Raw genomic sequence first — 24,827 nt, 5'->3', positions numbered from 1 at the left:
AAGGAAGGATCGGCAAGGGAGTACTTTATGTGCCCCTACCAGATAGACTTTAAGGGGCTTATTGTAAATTCATCCAATTCCAATTCCATATCCGTTGGATTGGAGATCATCAAGGTCCGGTAAAATTCGTTTGGAAAGATCTGGGAGGTCATTACATATTGCCCACCGTTTATAAAAATTTCCACCGAGGACCAATCCATCAGGATACGTACTTCATAATCTTCACTAGGCATATCGGGGATTGGCATAGTCTGAACATTTTGGGCAAAATCCCCATCAAAATCAACTTTTCCAGATCGGGACCTATCTAAAATAAATTGTTGATTTTCAGCATCCAGGATCACATTAAAATTCTCGCCCAAACTATTTTGAAAGTCCAGCCTGAACGCTTTTGAACTGGTCTTGAATTTTACTTCGGAACTATTAAAATGATCAAAAGTTAGCGACTTATCCGATTGGGCATCTATAAAGATATCAACTTGGGTCCCTGAATCCCTGATTTTATCGACACTTTGCAGTGGATAGTTGAACAATTGAAACCCATCATTTATTTGGTGCAGACTAAGTTTTCTGGGCAGCGTCATGGCACTACGCCATTTTTCAGTAGGAGTCTCTTGGGCGTAGGCCCAATTGCTCATCCAACCAATAAAAATTCGGTCATTGTTGGGTGCATTGTTATAGGTTACCCCTGCATAATTATCCGCACCCCAATCTATCCATTTATGTTCCTTTTGGTCGCTAGTAAATACCCTACCATCAAAATCCCCAACAAAATATTGGGTTCCACTGCCTCCGTTGGGAGCCCCTGGGTTAATGCTGATCAGGAGTACCCATTTTTCCAAGTCAGTGCCTTCCACCTTTAATGGAAATAAATCCGGACATTCCCAAACTCCACCATGAGCGCCTTGTTCCTTCCCAAACTCACTCACCTTCTCCCAATCCTTTAGATCCGGGGATTGCCAAATTTGGAGATGGTCTCCCGCCACCAATAACATGGTCCAATTGCCCGTTTTATTATTCCAAAAGACTTTGGGATCTCTAAAATCCCTTATTCCTTCATTTTCTATAACGGGATTACCTTCATATTTAGACCAAGTTTCCCCATTATCCAAACTATAGGCAATCCCCTGGGTCTGAAAGTCATCTTTACCCGCTTTTTCACCTACCGGATCGTGATAGGTAAATACGGCCACCAAGGGAGGATTGCCCAAACTACCTAAACCGGAAGAATTATCGGTATCCACCACAGCACTTCCCGAGAAAATATAGCCGTGCTCATCAGGGAATAAAGCTATCGGCTTATTTTCCCAATACACCATATCCTTGCTTATTGCATGACCCCAATGCATGGGACCCCAAACAATATCTTCAGGATAATATTGATAAAATAGATGGTACACGCCTTGATTGTACACCAATCCATTAGGATCGTTCATCCATTTTTCCGCTGGTGTAAAATGAAATTGCGGACGATGGGCATCCTGATAAAGTCCCAATTCGGCCTCATCAACTTTCACCGACCTTACCTTGTTCTCACCCTTGCACGACAAAAGTGCCAATCCCAAAACAACCCAAAACAACTTCATATTATATTTTTTCAATGCTACATTTTCATTAAAAATAACGAAAATATGCCCAACCTGAAACGTTCACTTCACAAATTTGTTCCCAGTACCCAACAAGGTGCCCGTTGGCACATGCAATCGCAAGTTGGGATAATTATTATTCCTGAGAAATGGTGAAAAATTTCTTCGTGACCAATTATCCAAGACTTATTAAAACTCCCTATGGCCCAGGCAAAATAAAATAGCCTCTTAATAAGGGTCCATTTCACCCCACGAACAATTCATTCAGCTACGAAAAATTGTATAGAAAAATATTGGCAAAACTGATATAAGTCATATGAATTTACCTAATTACTGGTTAACTTATGTATTAAAATACTGTGTCATGGAACCAAAAAAATATCCTAGGGCAGATTTAAACAGAAAAAGTGGACTTTTCTTTGTAATTGGCCTTGTAATAGTACTATTTGTAGTATGGCGGGCGTTGGAGTTAAAAACGTACCCCAAAGAAAATACAGCCATTGAGCAGTTGACTGTAACAGATTATTTGGAGGAAAAAGTACCTGTTGTAGAAACCTCAAACTTACCTCCGCCCCCGCCCCCACCAGCAGCCCCAGAAGTTATTGAAATTGTAGAGGATGTGGCAGAAATAGAGGAAACGGTGATTCAAAGTACAGAAATAAATCAGGAAACAATAGTAGAGGAGGTTACCTTAATGGTCGAAGATATAGCAGTAGTGGAGGAAGAAGAGGAAGATATTGAAGTGCCCTTCGCCGTGATAGAAAACGTTCCCGTTTTTCCTGGATGTAAGGAAACCTCCAACGAAGCCCAGAAAGCTTGCTTTCAGAAAAAAATTCAAGAGCACATTATGAAACAATTTACCTATCCCGATGTTGCAGTGGAATTGGGTATTGAAGGCAAGGTATATGTACAATTTATTATAGACAATACCGGTTATATAACGAATATTAAAACCCGGGGGCCTGACAAAATGTTGGAAAAGGAAGCCCACCGGATAATAGCCGCCTTACCACAAATGACACCTGGCAAGCAAAGGGGAAGGGCTGTTAAGGTTCCCTATACAATCCCAATTACCTTTAGACTACAATAATTGGGACATAGAACCCACCCTTATTTTATACACTAAATTCTATGGGAATAGATAGTTTAAGATTTCTCCATGGCATAATTGCTCAACTGTTGTGGTCCTTCCAATAAAACCCTGACGATCTGCAAAGTTCCGTCATCCTTGGTAGCTATTTCCCATTTAATAAGGGCGATGGTCCCTTTCTGAATTTCCAGCCCTGTAATGCTACGGGGATGTACACAGCTTCCGTCATTAAAAAAAGGAATATCACCAGGGACGGGAAAACGTGGCCTGTGGGTATGGCCCACTATGGTCAACAACCCGTTATGCGCCATGATCCATTTTTTTATACGCCTTTCAATTTTGATAAGTTCCTTGTAATTTTTGGCAGGACTCGTAGGGTCCGCAATGCCCCATACCTGCAAAGGTTTCCAAAGTACACGTACCAGGAATCTGCCCCAACGCCAAAAGGTATAGTTCCACCAATCTGCCTGATGCCCATGGGTCAATAATAATTCTTGCCCGCTAACTTTATGTTTTAAAACTATAGCCTCGTGATAGTTAATATCCTCAAACAATTCCTTGTTGCAATCATCAATAGGTTCAAAATAGTATGACAAGTTGCTCTTTACATAAGCCGGGTCCTTGTATACCATGTCATGATTCCCCCATATCATATGGAGCCTTTTTTCCAAATGGAACTGCTTCAAAAGTTTATAAACATTTTTATGTGCCGCAAAAATGGAATCAAAGGAAAGATTTTCCCAAAGCTCATCACCGTCCCCCAATTCACAATACGTAAAGCCCTCATTAAGATAATACCTTAATGCATGAAAATAAATATTTCGATTATTGGCAAATTCGTCCGCGAAACTACTATCGCCCCTATGGCAATCACTAAACATTATAATTTTGGAAGTATCGTCAAAAGGCAGGATTTTGGCATTCTTGTAGGCCCTGGATAATCTGGTAAATGAGGACATTTCTTTTTATATTAAGTTAAATATTTTATAGGTCTAGGAGGTCGGGATTACTCAAAACAACCTTGTGTATATTCCCAGAAAATTCATCCATCGGGAATTAAAAGGTTAAATATCCTAAAAAAAGAAGTCTTTTCCATAATTCACCAAAAAATGAAAGTAAGCATTTTCTTTTGTAATTTTACGTTCAATACTTGGACTAACAATAGCAATGAAGGGATTCACGGATAAAATATCACCGCTGGAACATCACATAAGCTTCGACAAATTGTTGAAGCAATATGATGAAATGGCAGAAAGCGAGGATTTATTTTCAGCCTCCAAAGCCAAGTATATATTAAATGCACAGGCACCTTTTCCTGAACTGCGCAATGGTTTCACGGACATGTCGCTATTGGAAAAACACAAAGAAGTCATACAAATTATTTTACAGGATTTGTTTTCCTCGGTGCTTACCAACAATGAAATAAAAACAGCTACCACCCCTTATACCAACATCACCTTTAATTCCAGCAAACGTTTTGAACAAATTTTGGAAGCGGCAGGACCAAATTTTGCCCCGGAAATTAGGAACCAGGAAGAAGAAGTAAGTTATATCATGGCCTGTGTGGTAATCCTCAACTTTTATTACGGGTTTAAGTTCGATTTTAAAAGGCCATTTTTTTATGATATTCCGGATGCCAAGGGAGTAATGAGACATTACAGGATTTTGTACAATGCCGATTTCATAGAAATCATACCCAATGGCAAGCCCCCTAAAATAACCGAGAAAGACGCCAATGAGCTTTTGGAGAATATAGAACATGTAGAACTCTGGAAACAAAAAATTCCACCCAACAGTTTCATCAGTAAGGGTTTCGTAATATCGAACATGTTCGATGTTACCGCGGAACATTCCATTTCGGAAATTAAATCGAGCCTAATAATCAATGACAAAAGTGAAGGCAACTTCATTATGGGAGTGGAGAACACCTTCAAATCGCTGTTTGGGATGCCCAATATGCGCATTGGTTTTTCCATTTATAATCCCCTTAAAAAGCAGTTTGAGGTTGTCCCTATAATGGGTATGCGAAGCTTTATTTTACAAAATAAATTGGTTGAGACCTGCAATGAATCCCTTTGTCAGGAATCCTATCGGAAACTCATTGATCAAAATAACTACTTTGTAATATCGGATGTAGATAAACATTATAAACTCTCTGGGGGCATGCCCCCTTACAAGGGTCTATATGAACAAAAGATTAAAAGTGCCCTTTTGGCACCCATTGCCAAGGAAGGTCAATTATTGGGGGTGTTGGAATTGGTCTCGGACAAGGCTAACGACTTTAATAGTGTTAGTGCCAAGAAATTGGATGACGTGGTCCCCTATATTGTTTCAGCGGTGTTGCGGTCCCATGAAGAGGAAGAAAATTTAATCGATGCGGTTATCCAGAACGAATGTACTTCGGTACATCCTTCCGTGTACTGGAAATTTAAGGAAGAGGCAAAGCGCTTTATAAAAGAAGACCAAGAAGGGTTGCAACCTTCCTTTAAAGAAATTGTCTTTGATGAAGTATATCCTTTGTACGGGCAGGTAGATATCCAAAACTCCTCTCAAGAAAGAAATTCCGCTATTCAAAGGGACCTCATGATCCAGTTGTCGGAAATTAAAAATATAATGACCGAGGTTTGGAAAAAATATAAATTGCCCATTTATGAAGAACTTATGTTCAGGGTGGACAACCACATTGATGAAATCAAAGAAATCCTACATACCAATAGCGAGCAAGCCATTTTCGATTTTGTAAAAGAAGAAATAAACCCTGTGTTCGCCCATATCAAAAAATCCGATACCAAAATTCAAAATCTAATTGCTTCCTATGAGGATAAAATAGATGTGACAACCGGTTCCTATTACGACCATAGAAAAAATTATGATCAAAGCGTAATGCTGATCAACAAAAAGTTGGCATTGGTGATAGACAGCAAACAGGAAGAGGCGCAAGATATGTATCCCCATTATTTTGAGCGGTACAAGACCGATGGCGTTGAACACAACATGTACATAGGTGATTCAATAACGGGAGAAAGGGCGTTCGATATACTATACCTCAACAATCTCCGATTATGGCAGTTGCAGGTTATCTGCGAAATGGAAAACAAGCATTACGACCTTAAATCCAAGTTACAGGTACAATTGAATGTGGCATCACTTATTCTGGTATATAATGGTTCATTATCCATTCGTTTTAGAATGGATGAAAAACGATTTGACGTAGACGGCACCTACAATGCCAGGTACGAGATTATAAAAAAACGAATTGATAAATCCTTCATTAAGGGTACCAATGAAAGATTGACCCAAGCGGGCAAAATTGCTATAGTTTATTCCCAGAAAAAGGATGAATTGGAATACCTACGTTATATTAAATTCCTAAAATCCAAAGGTTATTTTAGCGGAAAGGTAGAAATAGTTGAATTGGAAGGGCTTCAAGGGGTTTCGGGCCTAAAGGCCATTAGGGCTTCCATTCTGTACAAGTCCCACATAGAAAAGGGCAGAACCTATACCTACGAAGACTTAATGCAAGAGTTGAACAAGTAAGCCATTCTACTGTTTTGTCATATACCACGATCCGGGCCAAAGTACTTAAAAGCAACGACAAAGGCAATCACTGAAATAATCATTCCCAATATAAAAATAGAATAGGTCCATCTCAGGATCTTGTACTTTCTGTTCAAAACCAGTCCTAGATAATACAAATCCTTGGTCAAGGAGGAATAGATGTAATCCTTGTCCTGTACCAACTCGTTGATAGCCCATTGGTAATCCTCCAATTTCATTTTGTGAAAATTACCAAAGAACAATAAGTTTACTTTGCGTTGCCTTACATCTTCCTTGGTAAATTCACCTTGAGTAACATTGGGACGTGTGGCAAGAACAGCAAGTACCATGGACACTACACCAAAAACAACAAAGATTAAGGTAGGGTAGATTAGGTAATTATTGGAAGGATTATCCAGTTTGGTAATAAGATTGGATAACACCAAAGAAATAATAATGGCATTTACGGAAAGAAGGATATTGGCTTTGGTGTCAGCAATATCACTGAGCATTAAGTGATTTTTTAAAGTTACGCGAAACAAGGTCTGTATTCCCCTATCTGGACTTTCACTTTTATATTTAGCCTTTAATTTTTCTTTTTTGGCTAAATTTTCCTCCGCTTTTTTCCCTTTAATGAGCCTCCTAATATTCTTATTCTTTTCCTCTTGCCAATTCTGAAGGGCATAATCCGTATAAAATCGCTGTTCCGTTTGGAACATCTTTAGGTTTGCGTCACGCCAATCCTTTTGCGTATAGGTTGCCAACCCCAACATATCCAATTCTTCCCGTAGTAACTCCGAAGTTTCCATATAGCTCTTTTTCGCAAAATGGGAACAATCGGCATCCCTAATAATTTCCTCCAGTAGGTTTTGGGGCTCATAGAACCTCTTGGTTGCCATAATAAGGCCACAAATACCTTCTATCTTCTTCTTATCATAATTCTGGCTTGATAAAAACTCCCGGGCTATGCCACAACTAGTCTCCTCGTGATTCTCCGAACCTTTGGTATAGCCAGTATCATGTAACCAAGCTGCCAATAATAGCATTTCGGTTTCCTCCTCCCCCAAATTATAAAAATTCAATAATTCTTTAGTACTTTTAACAACCCGCTGGGTATGACTCAAATTGTGATATAAATAACTGGTGTCTAATTTATTAGCTAATAGATCGACAACAAAATTTTCAGTTTTCTTGAGGATTTCCGACATAAGAGTGAATTATAGTCCACAAATTACAAAATTTTGATTTCTAAACAGATGTACATGAGGAAACATTCCCTAATAATAGTAATACTTTTTCTATTGGTTGGCTGCGCCACATATAAAACAAAATATACGGAAGATGCCATTGGAAGGAATATTTCCAGCAACAGCGAATTACTACATACTTTTTATCTGATCGGGGATGCTGGGAAATCTGCCATGGATGACAAGAGCGAAGCGCTACAAGCTTTTCAAATAGCCTTAAAAAAGGCCAACAAGAATAGTACTGCACTCTTCTTGGGCGATAATATCTACCCTGCCGGAATGCCCAAAAAGGATTCCAGCAAAGCCTATCTGGAAGCTAAAAACAACATGGATGCACAACTGGAGACCTTGGCCCAATTTAAGGGGAACCCTATATTCATTCCTGGAAACCATGATTGGTACAGTGAAGGTTTGGAAGGCTTGGAAAGGCAACAAAAATATATTCAGAAAAAATTGGATAGCAAAGAGGTCTTTTTTCCTGAAGATGGGTGTCCTATAGAGAAAATAAACATCAATGACAAAATTGTCCTCATAGCCATTGATACGGAATGGTACTTGACCAATTGGGACAAACACCCCAATATGAACGACAAATGCGATATAAAGGATAGGGAAACATTTTTTGAGGAATTGGAAAGTCTTATCAAAAAAAACAGGGACAAGACTACCATTTTGGCCTTACATCATCCCATGTTCAGCTACGGGCCCCACGGCGGACAGTATTCGGCCAAACTTCATTTAAACCCTGCAGGCGGAAAATTTCCCTTCCCTGTTCTGGGTTCCTTTGCAAACCTAATTAGAAAAACCAGTGGTGCCTCCTATGCCGATCTACAGAATAAGAGATATATGGAATTAAGAAATCGTCTGGTCACCATAGCACAGTATTCGCAGAAAGTAATATTGACATCGGGACACGAACATACACTTCAATATATAGTGGAGGACAACACCCCCCAGATCATAAGTGGTTCAGGGGCCAAAGAAGGGGCTACCAGATTATTGAACGGCTCTAAATTCTCTACAGGAAGAATGGGTTTTGCAGAATTAAAGGTGTACAATGATGGCTCTTCCGAAGTAAATTATTTTGGAGTCGGGGAAAATAATAATCCCGACCTTCTATTTTCCACCCAGGTACTTCCCCCGGATAGAAAAGAGAATTACGTGTTTAACGAAAAAGATTTCCCAAAGGAGGTAAAAGCATCTGTTTACTCCAAGCAAGCCATTAAAAAAAGTAAATTTTTCAAAACTATTTGGGGCGATAGGTATAGGGATTACTACGCTAAGGAAGTGAATGCCCCTAGCCTTAGGCTGGATACTATGTACGGAGGGTTAAAACCTGTCCGTAAAGGCGGGGGCAACCAATCCAAATCCTTGAGATTATCCGATAAAAATGGGAAGGAATACGTAATGAGGGCCGTTAAAAAGAGTGCCGAGGTGTACCTACAGGCTATGGCTTTTAAAGAAAAATATGTAATTGGGGAATTCAAGGGAACTTATACGGAAGATCTTCTAATGGATTTTTATACCGGGGCCCTGCCGTATGGCCTTCTTACCGTGGGAGAACTTTCAGATGCAATAGATCTCTACCATACCAACCCCCAATTGTACTACATCCCAAAACAACAGGCCTTAGCAGAATTTAATGGGGAATTTGGGGATGAACTTTACATATTGGAAGAACAGGTAGGCGATGGTCATGGGGATTTGGGCAGTTTTGGTTATGCCAATAAAATTGAAAGTACCTGGGACATGATCGATAAAATTAAACGGGACGAAAAATATGTGGTCAATACTGATAGATACTTAAGGACCCGCTTGTTCGATATGGTAATGGGTGATTGGGATAGGCATGACGATCAATGGCGTTGGGGCGAAGTCAAGGATAAGGAAACGGGGAAGATAATTTTTGAGGCCATCCCTAGGGATAGGGACCAGGTGTATTCCATTTGGGGAGATGGGGCCCTGATGGGTATTGCCACAAGAATAATCCCAGCCCTACAAATGATGGAAGGTTTTAATAATGACATAAGAAATGTGGAGGCCTTTAACAAGAGTGCCTACGGACTGGATGTAACCTTATTGGCCGAAACCACAAAAGCAGATTGGGAAAAGGAGGTCCGTTTTATTCAGCAAAACCTAACCCCCGCTGTAATAGATAAAGCATTTAGGGCCATGCCCCAAGAAATCTTGGATGAAAATATTCTTGACTTAAAAAATATACTTATAGCCAGGATCAAGAACCTTCCGAAAATTGCAGATGATTACTTTTTGGCACTTAACAAATATGTTGTCATAAAAGGTACCGATAAGGACGATTGGTTCGAAATTAAAAATTTGTCCCAGCAAGAAGTGGAGATCAAGGCTTTTAGAAACATAGACGAAAAAAAAGCTAAGCTATTCTTTCATAAGAAATTCAACCACAGTATCACCAAGGAAATCTGGATTTACGGCCTGGATGACGATGATATTTTTGAAGTGGTCGGTACCAAGGGCAACAAGATCAAAATTAGACTTATCGGCGGACAAAACAACGATGTTTATGATATCACCGAGGGCAGCAATACTTGGATTTACGACCATAGATCCAAAAAAAACACGTTTAAGAATATTAAGGGAGCAAGGCTAAGACTTACCAACGATTACGAAACCAACACTTATCAACCGCTTAAGCTTAGGAACAGCACACGTCAGATAATACCTACCCTTGGATTTAATCCTGATGATGGAATGAAATTAGGTTTTAACGCTAGCAACACCTTTTATGGATTACGACAAAACCCTTTTACTACCCAACACAATTACAATGCTGCCTATTATTTTGCCACCAACGGTTTCGAATTGGGCTACAAAGGAGAGTTTGCACACATTTTGGATAACTGGAATTTGGAATTGGCTGCCCGTTTTACCAGCCCCAATTTTAGCATTAACTTTTTTGGAATCGGGAATGAGACCGAAAATTTCGACGACACTTTGGAGATGGATTACAATAGGGTGAAAATTCAAAACCTACGTTTTTCGCCCTCCTTGATTTGGCGAGGACAGCTAGGGGCAAAATTCAGAACTGGCATTTCCTTGGAAAGTCTGGAAGTGGAAGAAACTGAAGATAGGTTTGTGAACACCTTCTACCAAGCCAATGGAGAAGAGAACAGAAACAGTTTTATTGGAGTAGATGCGGAATACAACTATGAAAATTTAGACAATGCCGCCTTCCCTACCATAGGAATGGCCACGGGATTACAGATGGGATACAAGGCCAGTTTGGAGAACAAGGGGCAGGCCTATGCCTATATTGTTCCAAGTCTTTCCTTTGATCATAAATTAGTATCCAATGGCAAATTGGTCCTCGCCACTAGATGGAAAGCCCATTTTAATTTAGGGAACGATTACGAATTTTACCAAGCAGCCAGCATTGGCGGGATAGATGGGCTAAGAGGTTTTAGAAATCAACGATTTTCCGGCAAGACCAGTTATTACCAAAACACAGACTTAAGATATAGCCTTAAAAGTCTAAAAACAGGATTATTACCTGTTACCGTGGGGATATATGGTGGTTTTGATTATGGCAGGGTCTGGACCCCCAACGAAAATTCCGATCTATGGCACACCTCATACGGCGGAGGGGTTTTTCTTAACGGCGCGGATGTGATGACAGCAAGGGTAGCCTTGTTCAACAGTGTTGACGGCCCAAGATTTTCCTTCGGCCTTGGTTTTGGGTTCTAATGCAGTACTGTAAGTTTTTGCAATCGGTTTAGTTGTCCAACACAAAAGAATATAAATTTCTTCCAGTTTTCCCTGACTCCTCATCCGATAGCAGTATGGTGCCGTTATTGATAAAAGAAACGGATTCCAATTGCGTATAGACACCCAAGTCTATTGTTTTTAGCGTCCCACTATCGAAGAAATTATCCAAAACAAAATCTGTAAACACCCATAAAGTGCCATTGCCCAACAACACTATGGTCTTACCATCAGGAGAAATGTCGGCAGAGGTTATCTGCCCGTTTACTTTTCCTTTTGGAGGAACAAACGACCCTAAATATTGGGCTTTGTGTTTACCTTCCTCTGCAGGTACTTTGTACAATAAAGCTTCCCCGTTAAAAGGTTGCGTCCTATTCTTGGTTACGATATAGAAGTTGCTATCGCAATAAAAAAATGACTCTGCATCAAAGAGCAATTTGCTCTTTTTTGGAGGAAAGTCTTTTTGTTCAGGATAATTAAATTCAATCTTTACCGCTTCAATATTATCTCCCTCCTCGGCATTGGGATCGGGAATTTTATAAATGGCCAAATTCTTCCTGTCGTTGCTATTATTGCCAAAATCCCCTATAAATACATTGCCGTTTTCATCCCTAGCCATATCTTCCCAATCGTGATTTTTGGCATTCTTAACTTTTAATTCCCTTATTAGGTCTCCCTCATAATTCACTTGATAAATTTTATCCGGATTACCTCTATCCAGGACGAACCAAACCGTTGAATCCTTGGCAGGGACCATACCCGAATTCTCCGTTAATTTATGGGGAAGTTTGGTTACATAGGTCAATTGTCCATAATTACTGGCACAGCTAACCATGGTTCCCCAAAGCAACAGTAACAGGTATTTTTTCATCCCAATAAAAATTTAATTATTTTGGTGGGCAGCCAGCATTTTAATCCTGCTCATCCTTATTTCCTTTTATTCTTTGAGGGGCATATAAATTTCGGCTATCCAGTCCAGTTCGTTTCCCCCAAAATTTGGATTGCTAAAAAATACTTCAACAGGTCTTTCCCACACCTCCATTCCTTTCCTTTTGGCGTAGTCCAATAAGGCGTACCATGCACGGTCAGAGGTAATATAATTTCCGTTATAAGTAGCTTTTAGCCCCCTTACTCCCTCAAATTTCTTATATTTTATTAAATCATTTTGCGGTAGGCTATCACTTTTGATAATTGGATAACAAAAATTATAGGAAACGCTGTCTACCTTTCTATTCCAGTTGGTAATTTCCAAAAATGGCCTACCATTTAATTCCACATTATTATCTACGAGCACAGTACTTAAAATGGGATAATTTTGCATCATTCCCTTTGCTTTTCCCAACTGTGAAACCTTTATTGGGATATAGGCACAATAGGTATCGGGAAGATGTTGTACAGAATCCAAAACGGTAACCTTAAATCTTTCCAAATGCTCCTTTAGCATATTGTTGAAGTCCAAAATGGTACTTTTGGTCCTTTTTTCAAAACCCGTATCGAAAAACGGAATTTTAATTCTATTCGCCACACTATGATCTACATCCTTTATAAATACCTTTAACTTTGTGATAGAATCATTAAGTGGAGTTATTTTCCATTGATATTGAAATATAGAATCATTGAACTTTAATTGCTGGTCAATATTCAAAAAATCCTGCTCCTGTAATAGCACAGTATTTTTATTGGTCTTGCCCCATAATTTTATACTCTGATTAATGGTACCGGGAAAGGTCTTGGATATAATGGATACCGAATAGTCATAAGGCTTTACAAACAGATACCAGAGCAATGGCCCCAGAAGAAGGAAAGCTGCGAAATAAACAATTTTGTTTCTCACTAATTGTAATTTTTTAAACCTGCAAAAAATTGCTGTGAACCGAGTCGAAAAAACTACTTGGACACCAATGCTTTGTTCCCGGTCATTTCCAGTTTATTTACAATAAATTTGCCCAAATCCCTACCTTGTCCTACTCCTACTTCCACTGCTGCCCTATAATGAATACCTCCGTACATTCTACTTATGGCGGCTTCATCTGCAGCCTGGTTAAAGGAGGTAAAACTTCTTATAGGGAGGCCATAGGGTATTTCGGTATCGTCGTCAAACGCAAAATTATCCCCAAAAATACTTGTCAAGGCAGTAGCTGCCGCTCCTGAGACCACAGAATGTCCACTGGTGTACTCGGGAAATGGTGGTGTTTGCAACACTGGTGCCCAGTTTTCATCTATATACTGATTTATCACGGTTTCCGGACGTATTAAATTAGAGCGATATTTTTCGTCCCAACAGCTTATAAAGGCATCTGCTATGGCCATTGAAGTTTTGGTATAGGCAAATACTGTTTTGTCAAAATCCGAGTTTGTTTTCTCACAAGCAATTTTGGTAATCCCGATCCAGTGGGCCCCTGGGGTAATCTTTTTGGTTGCGAACATTAAATGGCCCCTGGTCACTGAGACATAGGGATTACAATCCCAAAATTTTGCAATGGCTATCTCTTCCGAACTATCCCCCTTGGCGGTAATCTCTTGACTAATATCATACACCTCCTTTACTTCCCTGTAAAAATCAGATTCTTTATCCATGGAAAATACCGGAGGTGGAGCGGGCACAAATTGATTGGCCGAGTCGATAACAAAGGGCCTTATTTTACTCCAATGAGGCTCTATACCATCCATATATGCAGGCGGGGTGGGCTGCCAACGTGAATCATCGTCGGTATTAATGGTAAACTTGGGCATGGTTCTGGTCTGCTTGTAATTATCCTTGTCCAACCAATCCCCAATATGCTTTGCCACGGCCAAACCATATTCCTCCGAGTTCTTAAACATTGCCATGTTTTTATCTTGCCAATTTGCATACAAACTATCTCTATGTACCTCCATCTTATCCTCGGAAAATATTAAACGCTTGCTAATTTCCATATGTGCAATTAGGGCCGCCATTTGATAATTGATAGGCTTATCCTCCGCTGGGAGCGGTATGGGGGTCAAATCGGTTACCTGCCCTACCAATGATTTATAATCACTATTGTTAAGGGCCACAATTTCATAGGCCGCTATATTGGGGTAGGCGAAAATTCTACTAGCTACCGGGGGTGAAAAAATATCGTGGATCATAACCTCCGTAACCTTATGGATAGACCCATGGAGATCTTGGGATGTAATAACTATTGGCTCCTCTTTTTCGTTACACGATATGACAACTGCAAATAATAGAAATAATCTTAAAAATAGTTTCATTTTAACTTTTTTGTCCATATAATACATAGATTGCTATTAATCCAAGGCCCACATAAAAAGGGATAGACCAATTTAAATTTTTATTCCCCAAATTCATACACCTGGGCCTTATCATTATTAAAAGTAACCAGGAGGTAGGTTTTACCGTTTAAATCTATCGTATTCAAATGTCTAACGGATTTAAGTTCCAATTCAAGGCCCAATTTATTACCCAAAATTACATTATTTTTATCCTTTATCAAGGCTCCGGAGAAAGAATCCAACCTCCCGTGATATGGCTTGATCCCAAAATAGTTCCCAGCTGCCAGAATTTCCGTATTCCCATCTTTATCAAAATCATACTCTATAAAGGCCTTTATTGGTGCAAGCTGTAATTCCGATTTGAAGGGAACAAATGAATATTTCCCTCCATTATTCTCTAAATATCCGGATTCTAGCGTATTTACTTCCAGAACGTCACAATTGGCAAGGGAATTTTTGTCTAGTATATTTTCTATAGATGTTCCTGCAAAGGATTTATAGGTCAAAAATTTCTTTCGTAAGCCAACCATTTGGGCCGATAATTCGTCCAATCCTTCCAAGGGATAATATTTGCCGTTTTTTTCAGTAGCTACGATAGTTTCTGTACTTCCATTCTGGTCAAAATCCGAATAGAACATTTTCATTGGATATTTATCCGAAGCCTTAAATTTGGTATTGTTCCCCCAATTCCCCAGTAAATAATCCAAGTCTCCGTCCTTATCGATATCAAAGGGTATTATACATTCCCAGAGTCCATTATAAGTTCGGTCCAAAAGTGAAACTTCCATTAATTGTCCTTTGTTGTTCTTAAAGAATTTTGGAGACATCCATTCCCCAACTACTATTAAATCCAAGACCCCGTCATTGTCAAAATCGGTCCAGACGGCATCGGTGACCATCCCTACCTTTTGCAGTTCCTTATTTTCTACCGCGGTGAACCTACCTTTGTCATTCCTTAACAAAAAGGAATTGGGGATATTACCAAAATCATTGGTTATGGCATTATTGCCAATAAACAAATCCAAATCCCCGTCATTGTCAAAATCACCTTCCCGTATTATGGCTGCATTTTCAAAATATCGGGGCAACATACCAGGCTCAAAACCTGTAGTGGTTTGAATGTAATAACTATCTGCCAAAGGAGGCATTTCGTCATAAAAATCCCCGCCTCCGGTTCCTATGGCAAGATCGGCCATCCCATCATTGTCCAGGTCGGCTATTACTGCAGTGACATCCTCCTTTATGGAATCGTTGGCAATAGTCGCTATTCTTTTTTCCAAATAGGTAGTATCGCCTTGTAAATATATTCTGGAGGGAATGTATTTGGACCCACCAAAGAAAATATCTTTTTTCCCATCGTTATTTAAGTCTCCAATGGCCAATGCCGGACCACGATCTGAGATTTGATAGGGAATCAATTTTTGCCTGTTGATATCCAGATAATTATCTTCCACATGAGTGAAATTTATTCCCAAGTTATCATCAAGCTTATTGAACATCTTCTTGGAAGAAGGCTTAAGGGAACTATAATTGAAGGGTTTTGTGTTTTCTGGGGAAATAACCAAGGTCTGATTGGTGGCCACTTCTTTTAAGACTTGAAAGGTTCTATTTGGCCAAATTATTTTTAGGGAATCTATTCTAATCTCCTCCCCAAAACCGAAATGGATTATAGGTTCGGAAGAGGCCTGGAATCCCCGAACGGTATAGAGTTCCTTGTACTGCAATTTCCCATTTACATAGGCAAAAGCTTTGGTGCCTATACCAAATTTGTTCTGCGCTGTATAATTAAACCTAAGCTTTAAATAATTGGCCTTGGTATCCGTTTTGTTGATGTACAGTGCCACTGCAGTATTAAGCGTATTGGTTACCAGATCCAGATCCCCATCATTGTCCAAATCGGCCATGGCCGTTGCGCCTGAAATTAGGGTATCCTTGACTGCCCAAATACCGGACATATCCTTATACTTCATATCCTCCCCGCCTTTAAAAACATAATTATGCGTTACTCCGGAAGGCATCATATCTATGGCCTGCTGGTCCACAAGTTTGGTATTGTTGAGCTTATTTTTTATTTGTTCGTCCGAAGCGAATTTTATAAAATCCAGATCGTTGGGTCTTTTGGGTATACCATTGGAAATAAAGATATCCTGTTCCCCATCTTGGTCATAATCGCCGAAAAGTGCACTCCAACTCCAATCTGTAGCCGCAATTCCGCTTTGTATCGCTGTTTCGGAATAAGGTGCGTCATGCTGGTTTACAAACAACATGTTCCTGGAATACTGATAATGGTACCCAAAACGGGCTACCCGCAATATTTGGGTTTGGGTGAGATCATCGCCTTCGGAAGACTTCAGTACCTTTTCATCTTCAGGAAGCATGTCCAAAGAAATGATATCTGGCCAACCATCGTGGTTAATATCTGCTACGTCATTGCCCATGGAAAATTTGGTGGTATGTCCAAAAAAACTGCGCAATTGTTCTGAAAATGTACCGTCGCCATTGTTCGTGTAATAATAATCATCCTCATGAAAATCGTTCCCAACATAGATATCCGGATATCCATCCTGATTAAAATCGGCTATGGCAATGCCCAGTCCATATCCATTGGCGCCACCGTAAATACCTGCTTCTTCGCTAACATCTACAAAAACACCTCCATCATTCCGCAGTAGCCTGTCCCCAGACTGTGTATTTCTCTTTTTCCTTACTTCGGCCTTTCCGTAAGATTCCTGGGTATGTACGGCATGATTGAGTAGGTACATATCCAAATCCCCGTCCAAATCATAATCCAACAAGGCCGCGGAACTACTATACGTATCAAAATCCAATCCAAATTCGGCGGAGCTTTCCGTAAAAGTAGTATCCCCATTATTTATATAAAGCTCATTATGTCCATTAAAGCCATTAATCCCCACTACCGCACAGACGTAAATATCCATAAAACCGTCCCCATTTATATCGCCCATGATTGCTCCGGTATTCCAGGTACTTTCCCCAGCAATACCGGCAGTATCCGTAATCTCCCTAAATTTTAGGTTGCCCTCGTTAAGGTATAATTTATTCTCAACTTGGTTTCCGGAAAGAAAAATATCGGGCAATTCGTCCCCATTGATATCCCCAATAGCCACTCCACCTCCATTGTAGAAATACAGATAGTCCAGAATATTCAGGTCATCGGTTTCGGTAACGGTATTCTGAAAGTGGATCCCCGTTTCACTGGGCGATGGATTCCTAAAAATTTCACCCTCCTTTGATCCACAACCCAAGAGGACTACGGCGACGAAAACATATAAATTACATCTACTCATCCAGCGCAAAAACTTTTGGTTTGTTATCATTAATGGCGGCAATTATGAACCGTTTGCCATGGCTATCCTGAAACTGTTCAATATGCTTCACTTCCTCTTTTATTAAAAACCCGCTTTCATCGTACGTTTGCCATTTAAAATCCAATTTTTCATTTCCCAAAAGTACACTCCCAAAATTGGCATCCAGGCGAGAATATTGAGGCTTGAATTCAAAATTATTACCGCCCATAATAAGGTCTACATAGCCATCACCATTAACATCTGTGCAGGTGATTCCACAAACACAGGACAATTGTACTCGTCCCGGTAATTTTTTGATGGTAAATTCCCCTCCCCCTTCATTTATTGCTATTACCGATTCCTGTATGGTACCTTCCTTTACTATGGATTTATTGAAAGTTTCGCCAGAAAACAATTCCCCTATCGTTCTTTTCGCATATTCCGAAGCTTTGAGGTTTTGTTTTTTCAAGGCCACCATTTGGGTCGTCAACTCCTTTTTTTGATGAATGGGGTAATCCTTGCCCTCAAAATTGCGAGTGGTAATTTGTTCAATGGTCCCATTATTATCAAAATCATTGACCCATAACTTCATTGGATTTTTCCTGGAACAGGAATAGGGTACATTGCTCCCCTGATTTCCCAAAATCAAATCATAATCCCCATCATTGTCCAGGTCTTCTGCACTCACCACATTCCACCATCCGGTTAAACTATCCAATACAGTATTCATCTTGGACATTCTCTTACCGGAGTTCTTATAGATTACCGGTCTTCCCCAATCGGCTACGGTTATTAAATCTTTCTTCTGGTCACCATCCATATCTACCCAAATAGCATCCGTAACCATACCTGCCTGTTTGGTATCGTAAGCTAGACGTTCGGTAGCGTCCGTAAAAGTACCATTTCCGTTATTAACCAGGAATAAATGGTCAGGATCCAAGCCATAGTTTCCTACAACACTCCTAGACCCAATAAATACGTCCATATCCCCATCATTATCAAAATCGTGGGGTGTAATTACGGCAATATTCTTAAAGGTACTGGGCAAAATTTCAGAGGAAGCTTCAAACCTTCCTTGACCATTATTAATATAGAGTCTTGCCCTATAGAGTTTCTCATCACCCACCTGATTTCCCCCATTACCTACCATAAGGTCCATATCACCATCACCGTCTACATCCAAAAAGGCTGCCGCTGTATCCTCAAGTGCCATATCCTTTTCAAAGGCCTTTTGAAGGGCAGTAGTTAATCTTCCATTGCCATTATGTAGATAGAGTACCCCGGCCTGATTGGCTCCGCCCCCTATAAAAATATCCTCATTACCATCAGCATTTACGTCGGCCACTGCCAAAGCCGGTCCTTCTTGGGATAGCATTTTGGAGATCAGCCCTTCGTAATCAAAATCATTGTAATTATTCTCTTTGTGCACTAAAAGCTTGGAATTGCTCAATTCTTTAAAAAGTGGGTTGGCAATGCTTTTATTATTCGGAACAAATAGTTCCTGTGCCTCGGAATTTTTAAGGGTCAGGAACTGATTGGTTTTAATATCGCTGAATTTTTGCGTACGGTCGTCGGGCCAAACCACCTGTAGGGAATCAATGGTGTTATTCTTGCCAAGGCCTATGGTCATTATATAATCCACCGAGGATTGAAACCCTCTGGAAGGCATTAATTCCTGTACTATTACCTGCTTGTCAAAGTAAAGCTTCACGGTAGCTCCAATGGCAAATTTATTCCCATCCTTACCCTCAAACTTTAATTTAAGATAATTGTTCCCTGATTTTTTTTCGCTGTGGTTCTCATATACAAAGGCCTCCATATTAACATTGTTGACCACAATATCCAGATCACCATCATTATCCAAATCACCATATGCCGCACCATTGGACATACTGGGCAATTCCAGTCCCCAATTTTTGGTTTCATTGGAAAAGGTAATGTCTCCATTGTTCCTATAAGCGTAATTAGGCTGGGGAGCAATGGGCATTTTAGCTATAATGGAATCTATGGATTGTTTCTCTCCTGTGAGTGCCATTTCCTGGATAATTTCATTGGCAAAAAAGTCAACAAAATCCAAGTCTGTCAAATCGTGGTTTATACCATTGGTTATGTAAATATCCTTTAGACCATCATTATCCATATCGAACAAGAGTCCGGCCCAACTCCAATCGGTCTTGGCCACCCCACTGTAATAAGCCACTTCGGAAAACGAATTGTTTCCATTATTCAACTGCAAGGTATTTTGAATATACTGTTGGTAAAAATCCTTGCTCTGTTTTAATTTAAAGACGTTGTAGCCTTCAAACTCCATAACCGATTTCACCCTTTGGTCCCCTTCCGGCAGCATGTCCGTAATAAAGATATCCGCATATCCGTCATTGTTTATATCGGCCATGTCTATACCCATTGCCGACAAACTAAGATGGGAGGTCCATTGTTCAATTTCCTCCTTAAAGGTGCCATCTTTTTGATTTATGTAGAGGTAATCCCTTTCGTAAAAATCATTTGAAACGTAGATATCCGGATATAGATCCCCATTAATATCACTGACCATTACCCCCAGTCCAAAGCCAATTAAACTTCCATAAATACCGGCCTTTTCACTTACATCCACGAAACTGCCGTTGTCATTTCTAAGAAGCATATCACCTACGCCTTTAAAGATATCCGGAACCCCTGCCCAATCCTGGGCCCTTACCTCACGTTGTTCCGCATAACCCAGACTACTTACGGGCACATTACTGTTATTCAGGATATAAGCATCCAGATCCCCGTCCTTATCATAGTCAAAAAACGTGGCATGGGTAGAAAATCCGGTCTTAGCCAAATTATATTCGGCTGCCTTTTCTGTAAAAGTAAGATCGCCATTATTGATATAGAGGTCATTATCATGGTTATTTCCCTCCATGTTACCCGCATTGCTAACATAAAGGTCCAATAATCCGTCGTTATTAATATCCACCATAGTTACCCCTGTAGACCAAGGTTTATTACCTTGCACACCTGCTTTTTCGGAAATATCCTCAAATTGGAGACCTCCTTTGTTCAAATAAAGCTTATTGGGAACCATGTTCCCGGTAAGGTATATATCGGGCAGACCATCGTTATTAATGTCGCCAATCGCCACTCCGCCGCCATTGTAAAAATTTCTATACTTAAAAATATTAAAGTTTTTCTGGTTTACTACCTCGTTAACAAAGTCGATTCCTGTTTTTTCGGAGGCCAATAAGGTGAATAAGGTATCCTCATTAAATTTGCCTTCTTTATCCATTTCCTTTTTGGGAGAACAAGACCCCAACAATAACACTCCCAATAAAATAAGGTTACCCCTTATCATAAATTTCCCCATATATCTTTGTGATTATTTTGAGACAGTCTTAAAATCCATTAAATGAATTTAAGCCCTTTTACTGTTTTTAATTTCAAACCATTTACCGATATTTTTTCCAGCCTGCCAAGAAAGGTATGTTCCAAACTGCACAAGGCTTTTTTGAACCTCCATTCCCATGATTAAAAATCGCAATGGAAGCTGGTATCCGAAGGAAAAAACCACCCTTTGATATTCAAGGACAAGATAACTAAAGTTCAATAAATTACAGGTGTAGGCACTGTTAATAATTGATATTTTTTTGCTCTTTGCCGATAGAATTTTGATACACACCCTAGGTGTTTTTTGTGATAAAGTAAATATACATGCCAGATATTATAAATAATCCAATATATTTAGCCCCACAATCTATTAAATACAATCATAAAATGTTAGGAATTCTTTCTTTCGTAGGCTTTACCCTATTAGTGGCCCTAATTGCCTATTTGGCTACCCGAAAAACTGATGAAAGTTCCTCCGACGGCTACTTTTTGGGTGGTCGAAGTCTCACCGCTGGAGTAATCGCTGGTTCTTTACTTTTAACAAATCTTTCCACGGAACAAATAGTAGGTCTTAACGGCAGTGCCTATACCGATGGCCTATCGGTAATGGCCTGGGAGACATTGGCAGCAATTGCCATGGTAGTTACGGCGGTTTTTCTATTGCCAAGATATTTAAAGGGGGGGCTTACCACCATTCCCCAATTTTTGGCAAAAAGATTTGATGTAACTACCAAGACCATCACTTCCGGCCTGTTTTTAACTGGCTATGTGGTAGTACTTTTACCCGTTATTTTATATTCAGGATCGGTGGCCATCAGTGGTATGTTCAATGTTCCCGAACTTTTGGGCGTATCCGAAACTTCGGCCTTGGTAATTTGTATTTGGGGGATAGGAATCATAGGTTCCATATATGCGGTTTTTGGAGGTTTAAAGGCGGTGGCCGTTTCTGACAGTATTAATGCTGTTGGCCTAATCATTGGTGGAATCCTAATACCTATTTTTGGATTGATGGCCATTGGGGACGGCAATATGTTTACAGGTCTTGACAATTTAATTACATCGGATGCCGCACGATTTGACTCTACCGGTGAAGCGGGACAGGAAGTACCATTTTCAACCATTTTCACTGGGATGATGTTGGTACAACTTTTTTATTGGGGCACCAACCAACAAATTATACAAAGGGCCTTGGGGGCCAAAAATTTGGCCGAGGGCCAGAAGGGATTATTATTGGCCTCTTTTCTTAAGATTCTGGGACCCTTAATTTTAGTATTGCCAGGAATGATCGCCTATTATTATTTTGACGGCGGTTTGGCTTCAAGTGACCTTGCCTATCCAGAATTGGTCCGTGCCGTGTTGCCAAAACCTTTGGTCGGGTTTTTTGCAGCTGTATTGTTCGGGGCTATTTTAAGTTCCTTTAACAGTGTGCTCAACAGTTCGGTTACCTTGTTCGGAATTGACATATACAAACAGCACATAAATAAGGAGGCCTCTGAAAAAATAGTGGTTAAATACGGAAAGATTTTTGGCATTTGTTTGGCTTTGGCTGCCATGTTCATTGCTCCAATGATAGCCAATGCCGGAAGTTTGTTCAATTACCTGCAGGAGATAAACGGCATATACAGTATTCCAATTTTCACCATTATTGTAGTGGGGTATTTAACCAAGAGGGTCCCAGCCATTGCTGCTAAAATTGGCATCTTTTCCGGATCATTGTTATACATTCTAAGTCAGTTTGTTCTCAAGGGCCAGTTCGTAGAAAGTGCCTTGGAATCGGCCAAGGCCTCTGGCATTACGGACCCTGCCGCCTTGAAATTAATAGAAGCCGATGCGTATCCACACTTTTTGCACATCATGGCAATTCTGTTTGTAACCAATGCAGCCATCATGCTTCTAATTGGAAAGTTGTATCCTAGAAAAGAAGCCTTTGAATTGGAATACACCCAACAGGTTTCCATTGAACCTTATAAATATGTAAACCATATTGGGATTGCCATTTGTATTATAGTTGTTGGGATTTATATTTATTTTGCCAAATAATTATCATAACAATAGGGCTGAAACCTTTACCACATAAAAAGAGGGCTGTTCACTTGAACAGCCCTCTTTTATAAAAAAACCTAAACTAAATTTTTAATATCCCGGGTTCTGTACCAAATTAGGATTGGAAAGCAGTGCGGTTTCCGGTATTGGGAAAAGATTCATATTGGGATCCCCACTTACCTCCTTTAAGCCCCAAGGAGCCGTAAATTTATCAAATCGAACCAAATCGTTCCTTCTCCAAAATTCTATATAAAGCTCCCTTCCGCGCTCGGCCAGTAGTACGTCCTCCGTAACACTGGGCAAATCAGGGGTATTGGTCCTAGCTTGACGCAATTCATTGACCATTGAAGTAACATCCTCCCCCATACGCATCATGGCCTCGGCCTTCATCAAGTGGGCGTCGGAATATCTAAAAAGAATTTGGTGCTTTCTAAAGGAGTTAATTTCTCCCCCGTCATTTGGGTGGTATTTAAGAATTCTGACACCGTCAGCTTCGCCATTTCCTACCAAAGAGGTCAACTCTTTTTTCAATATTAGATCGCCTCCTTGCCTATTTTTCAATTTAGTACCGTCTTCATTGTACTGTTGATTGATTAAAAAGCCATACCCAAGACCTAAATTAATATTATCGGCATTGGAAGCATCCGGTACCCAACCTCTTCTTTCTTCCTGGCCATCGCCCACATAATTGCTATTGGGATCACCTTCAAAAGAGTCATAGAATTCGGCCAAGGTAGAAAACCCGTTCCAACCACCACCTGTATTATCGGGTGAGTTCATGTTGTAATGCAGACTATTCCAAATCCTCCCCCCAATATCACTGTTCAAATAGAAAATAGTCTCAATATCATCAGAGGATTCGAATATTTGAAAATACCCCGTCTCTATCCCAAAGCCCAAATCCGCTATATCGTCAACAGCATCTATTACCTTTTGCATATTGGCATTATCAACTGCACTACCATTATAGATATGGGAGTTTAAATATAATTTGGCCATAAGAAAATTCGCCGCCGCCTTTGTAGCAGTTCCCGTATTGGCAGTACCTGGGCTACCATCGGGCAAGCCCGGCAATGCTGCCAATAAATCTGACTCCACAAAGCTAAAAGCCTCACTCCTGGTCAATACCTTTGGATTAACTTCAGGGCCTTCATCCACTTCCCTAAAGGGAACGGATCCAAAAAAGTCCATTAAAAAAAACATATTGAAGGCCCTTAGATATTTGGCTTCTGCCATTACTGCGGCATCCGGATTACTCTCTATAATCTCCGAAGCCCTAAATACATTCTGATTTAAATTGTTCCAGGCATTTTTAATAAACAAATGCGCAGGGGTCCAAGTATGGGTATGCAACTGTCTCCAGATCCCATTATCGCCCCAGTCGGTTCCACGTGTGGGTATCAACAGCTCATCCGTAGTAACTTCGGACATTGCGTACATGTTTTCCTGAGATGCAAAATCGCCCCCCACTTTGTTATAAAGGTCACTAAGAGAGGAGGCCGGATTGGCCACTGGTGTAAAACCGCCACCGGTTGCCTTACTAATTATCGAATCCGTTTCTTCTATCTCCAGATTGGTACAGGCAACAAGACCTACCAGTACAAATACGGAGCCGAAAACGGGTTTCATATATTTTTGAATGTTCATAATGCTA

General features: G+C 40.1%; 13 protein-coding genes. 4 read left to right on the top strand and 9 right to left on the bottom strand.

The annotated features are described in order from the left end of the window. Positions 1 to 35: 35 nt before the first annotated feature. Complete coding sequence (locus C7972_RS02585) at positions 36 to 1,586, bottom strand: glycoside hydrolase family 32 protein (RefSeq protein ID WP_110354627.1); 1,551 nt, start codon at positions 1,584 to 1,586, stop codon at positions 36 to 38. Positions 1,587 to 1,950: 364 nt separating this feature from the next. On the opposite strand from C7972_RS02585, the gene C7972_RS02580 reads away from it, so the two are divergent. Next, entirely contained in the window at positions 1,951 to 2,676 is a 726-nt protein-coding gene (locus C7972_RS02580; RefSeq protein ID WP_110354626.1) for an energy transducer TonB, read from the top strand. Between the two features lie 56 nt (positions 2,677 to 2,732). Here the strand turns inward: C7972_RS02580 and C7972_RS02575 are convergent, their stop codons facing one another. Beyond that, positions 2,733 to 3,635 (bottom strand): metallophosphoesterase family protein, encoded by a 903-nt coding sequence (locus tag C7972_RS02575; RefSeq protein ID WP_110354625.1) that lies wholly within the window; start codon positions 3,633 to 3,635, stop codon positions 2,733 to 2,735. A gap of 208 nt (positions 3,636 to 3,843) precedes the next feature. Here C7972_RS02575 and C7972_RS02570 point away from each other — a divergent pair, with 208 nt between their 5' ends. Next, a complete protein-coding gene (locus C7972_RS02570; RefSeq protein WP_110354624.1) occupies positions 3,844 to 6,213 on the top strand; it encodes a GAF domain-containing protein in 2,370 nt (789 codons plus the stop codon). Positions 6,214 to 6,230: 17 nt separating this feature from the next. On the opposite strand, the gene C7972_RS02565 is transcribed toward C7972_RS02570, so the two are convergent. Then, positions 6,231 to 7,421 carry a Pycsar system effector family protein gene (locus C7972_RS02565; RefSeq protein ID WP_110354623.1) on the bottom strand — a complete coding sequence of 397 codons (1,191 nt, stop codon included), beginning with the start codon at positions 7,419 to 7,421 and terminating at the stop codon, positions 6,231 to 6,233. A 54-nt stretch (positions 7,422 to 7,475) separates the two neighbouring features. Here C7972_RS02565 and C7972_RS02560 point away from each other — a divergent pair, with 54 nt between their 5' ends. Further along, positions 7,476 to 11,180 carry a metallophosphoesterase gene (locus C7972_RS02560; RefSeq protein WP_258364753.1) on the top strand — a complete coding sequence of 1,235 codons (3,705 nt, stop codon included), beginning with the start codon at positions 7,476 to 7,478 and terminating at the stop codon, positions 11,178 to 11,180. A 28-nt stretch (positions 11,181 to 11,208) separates the two neighbouring features. Here C7972_RS02560 and C7972_RS02555 read toward each other — a convergent pair whose 3' ends face one another. The 5 genes from C7972_RS02555 to C7972_RS02535 form a co-directional block, all read right to left on the bottom strand. Next, the gene (locus C7972_RS02555) at positions 11,209 to 12,069 is read right to left on the bottom strand and encodes a hypothetical protein (RefSeq protein WP_110354621.1); all 861 of its coding nucleotides are present in this window, start codon (positions 12,067 to 12,069) and stop codon (positions 11,209 to 11,211) included. A gap of 66 nt (positions 12,070 to 12,135) precedes the next feature. Further along, entirely contained in the window at positions 12,136 to 13,032 is an 897-nt protein-coding gene (locus C7972_RS02550) for an AraC family transcriptional regulator (RefSeq protein ID WP_110354620.1), read from the bottom strand. 53 nt (positions 13,033 to 13,085) lie between these two features. Then, entirely contained in the window at positions 13,086 to 14,432 is a 1,347-nt protein-coding gene (locus C7972_RS02545) for a vanadium-dependent haloperoxidase (RefSeq protein WP_110354805.1), read from the bottom strand. Positions 14,433 to 14,512: 80 nt separating this feature from the next. After that, positions 14,513 to 17,761 carry a VCBS repeat-containing protein gene (locus tag C7972_RS02540; protein WP_110354619.1) on the bottom strand — a complete coding sequence of 1,083 codons (3,249 nt, stop codon included), beginning with the start codon at positions 17,759 to 17,761 and terminating at the stop codon, positions 14,513 to 14,515. Then, positions 17,754 to 21,110, bottom strand: a complete 3,357-nt coding sequence (locus C7972_RS02535; RefSeq protein ID WP_110354618.1) for a VCBS repeat-containing protein — start codon at positions 21,108 to 21,110, stop codon at positions 17,754 to 17,756. The genes C7972_RS02540 and C7972_RS02535 overlap by 8 nt, the downstream gene beginning before the upstream one ends. Before the next feature lie 407 nt (positions 21,111 to 21,517). Between C7972_RS02535 and C7972_RS02525 the strand changes: the two genes are divergently transcribed. After that, complete coding sequence (locus C7972_RS02525; protein ID WP_110354804.1) at positions 21,518 to 23,170, top strand: solute:sodium symporter family transporter; 1,653 nt, start codon at positions 21,518 to 21,520, stop codon at positions 23,168 to 23,170. Positions 23,171 to 23,263: 93 nt separating this feature from the next. On the opposite strand, the gene C7972_RS02520 is transcribed toward C7972_RS02525, so the two are convergent. Continuing rightward, complete coding sequence (locus tag C7972_RS02520; protein ID WP_110354616.1) at positions 23,264 to 24,820, bottom strand: RagB/SusD family nutrient uptake outer membrane protein; 1,557 nt, start codon at positions 24,818 to 24,820, stop codon at positions 23,264 to 23,266. Between the last annotated feature and the right edge of the window lie 7 nt (positions 24,821 to 24,827).

The sequence above is a fragment of the Arenibacter sp. ARW7G5Y1 genome, from assembly GCF_003201775.1.
Taxonomy (GTDB): Bacteria; Bacteroidota; Bacteroidia; order Flavobacteriales; family Flavobacteriaceae; genus Arenibacter.
Note: the sequence above shows the minus strand (reverse complement) of the source record. Positions and strands in the feature narration are given on the sequence as shown.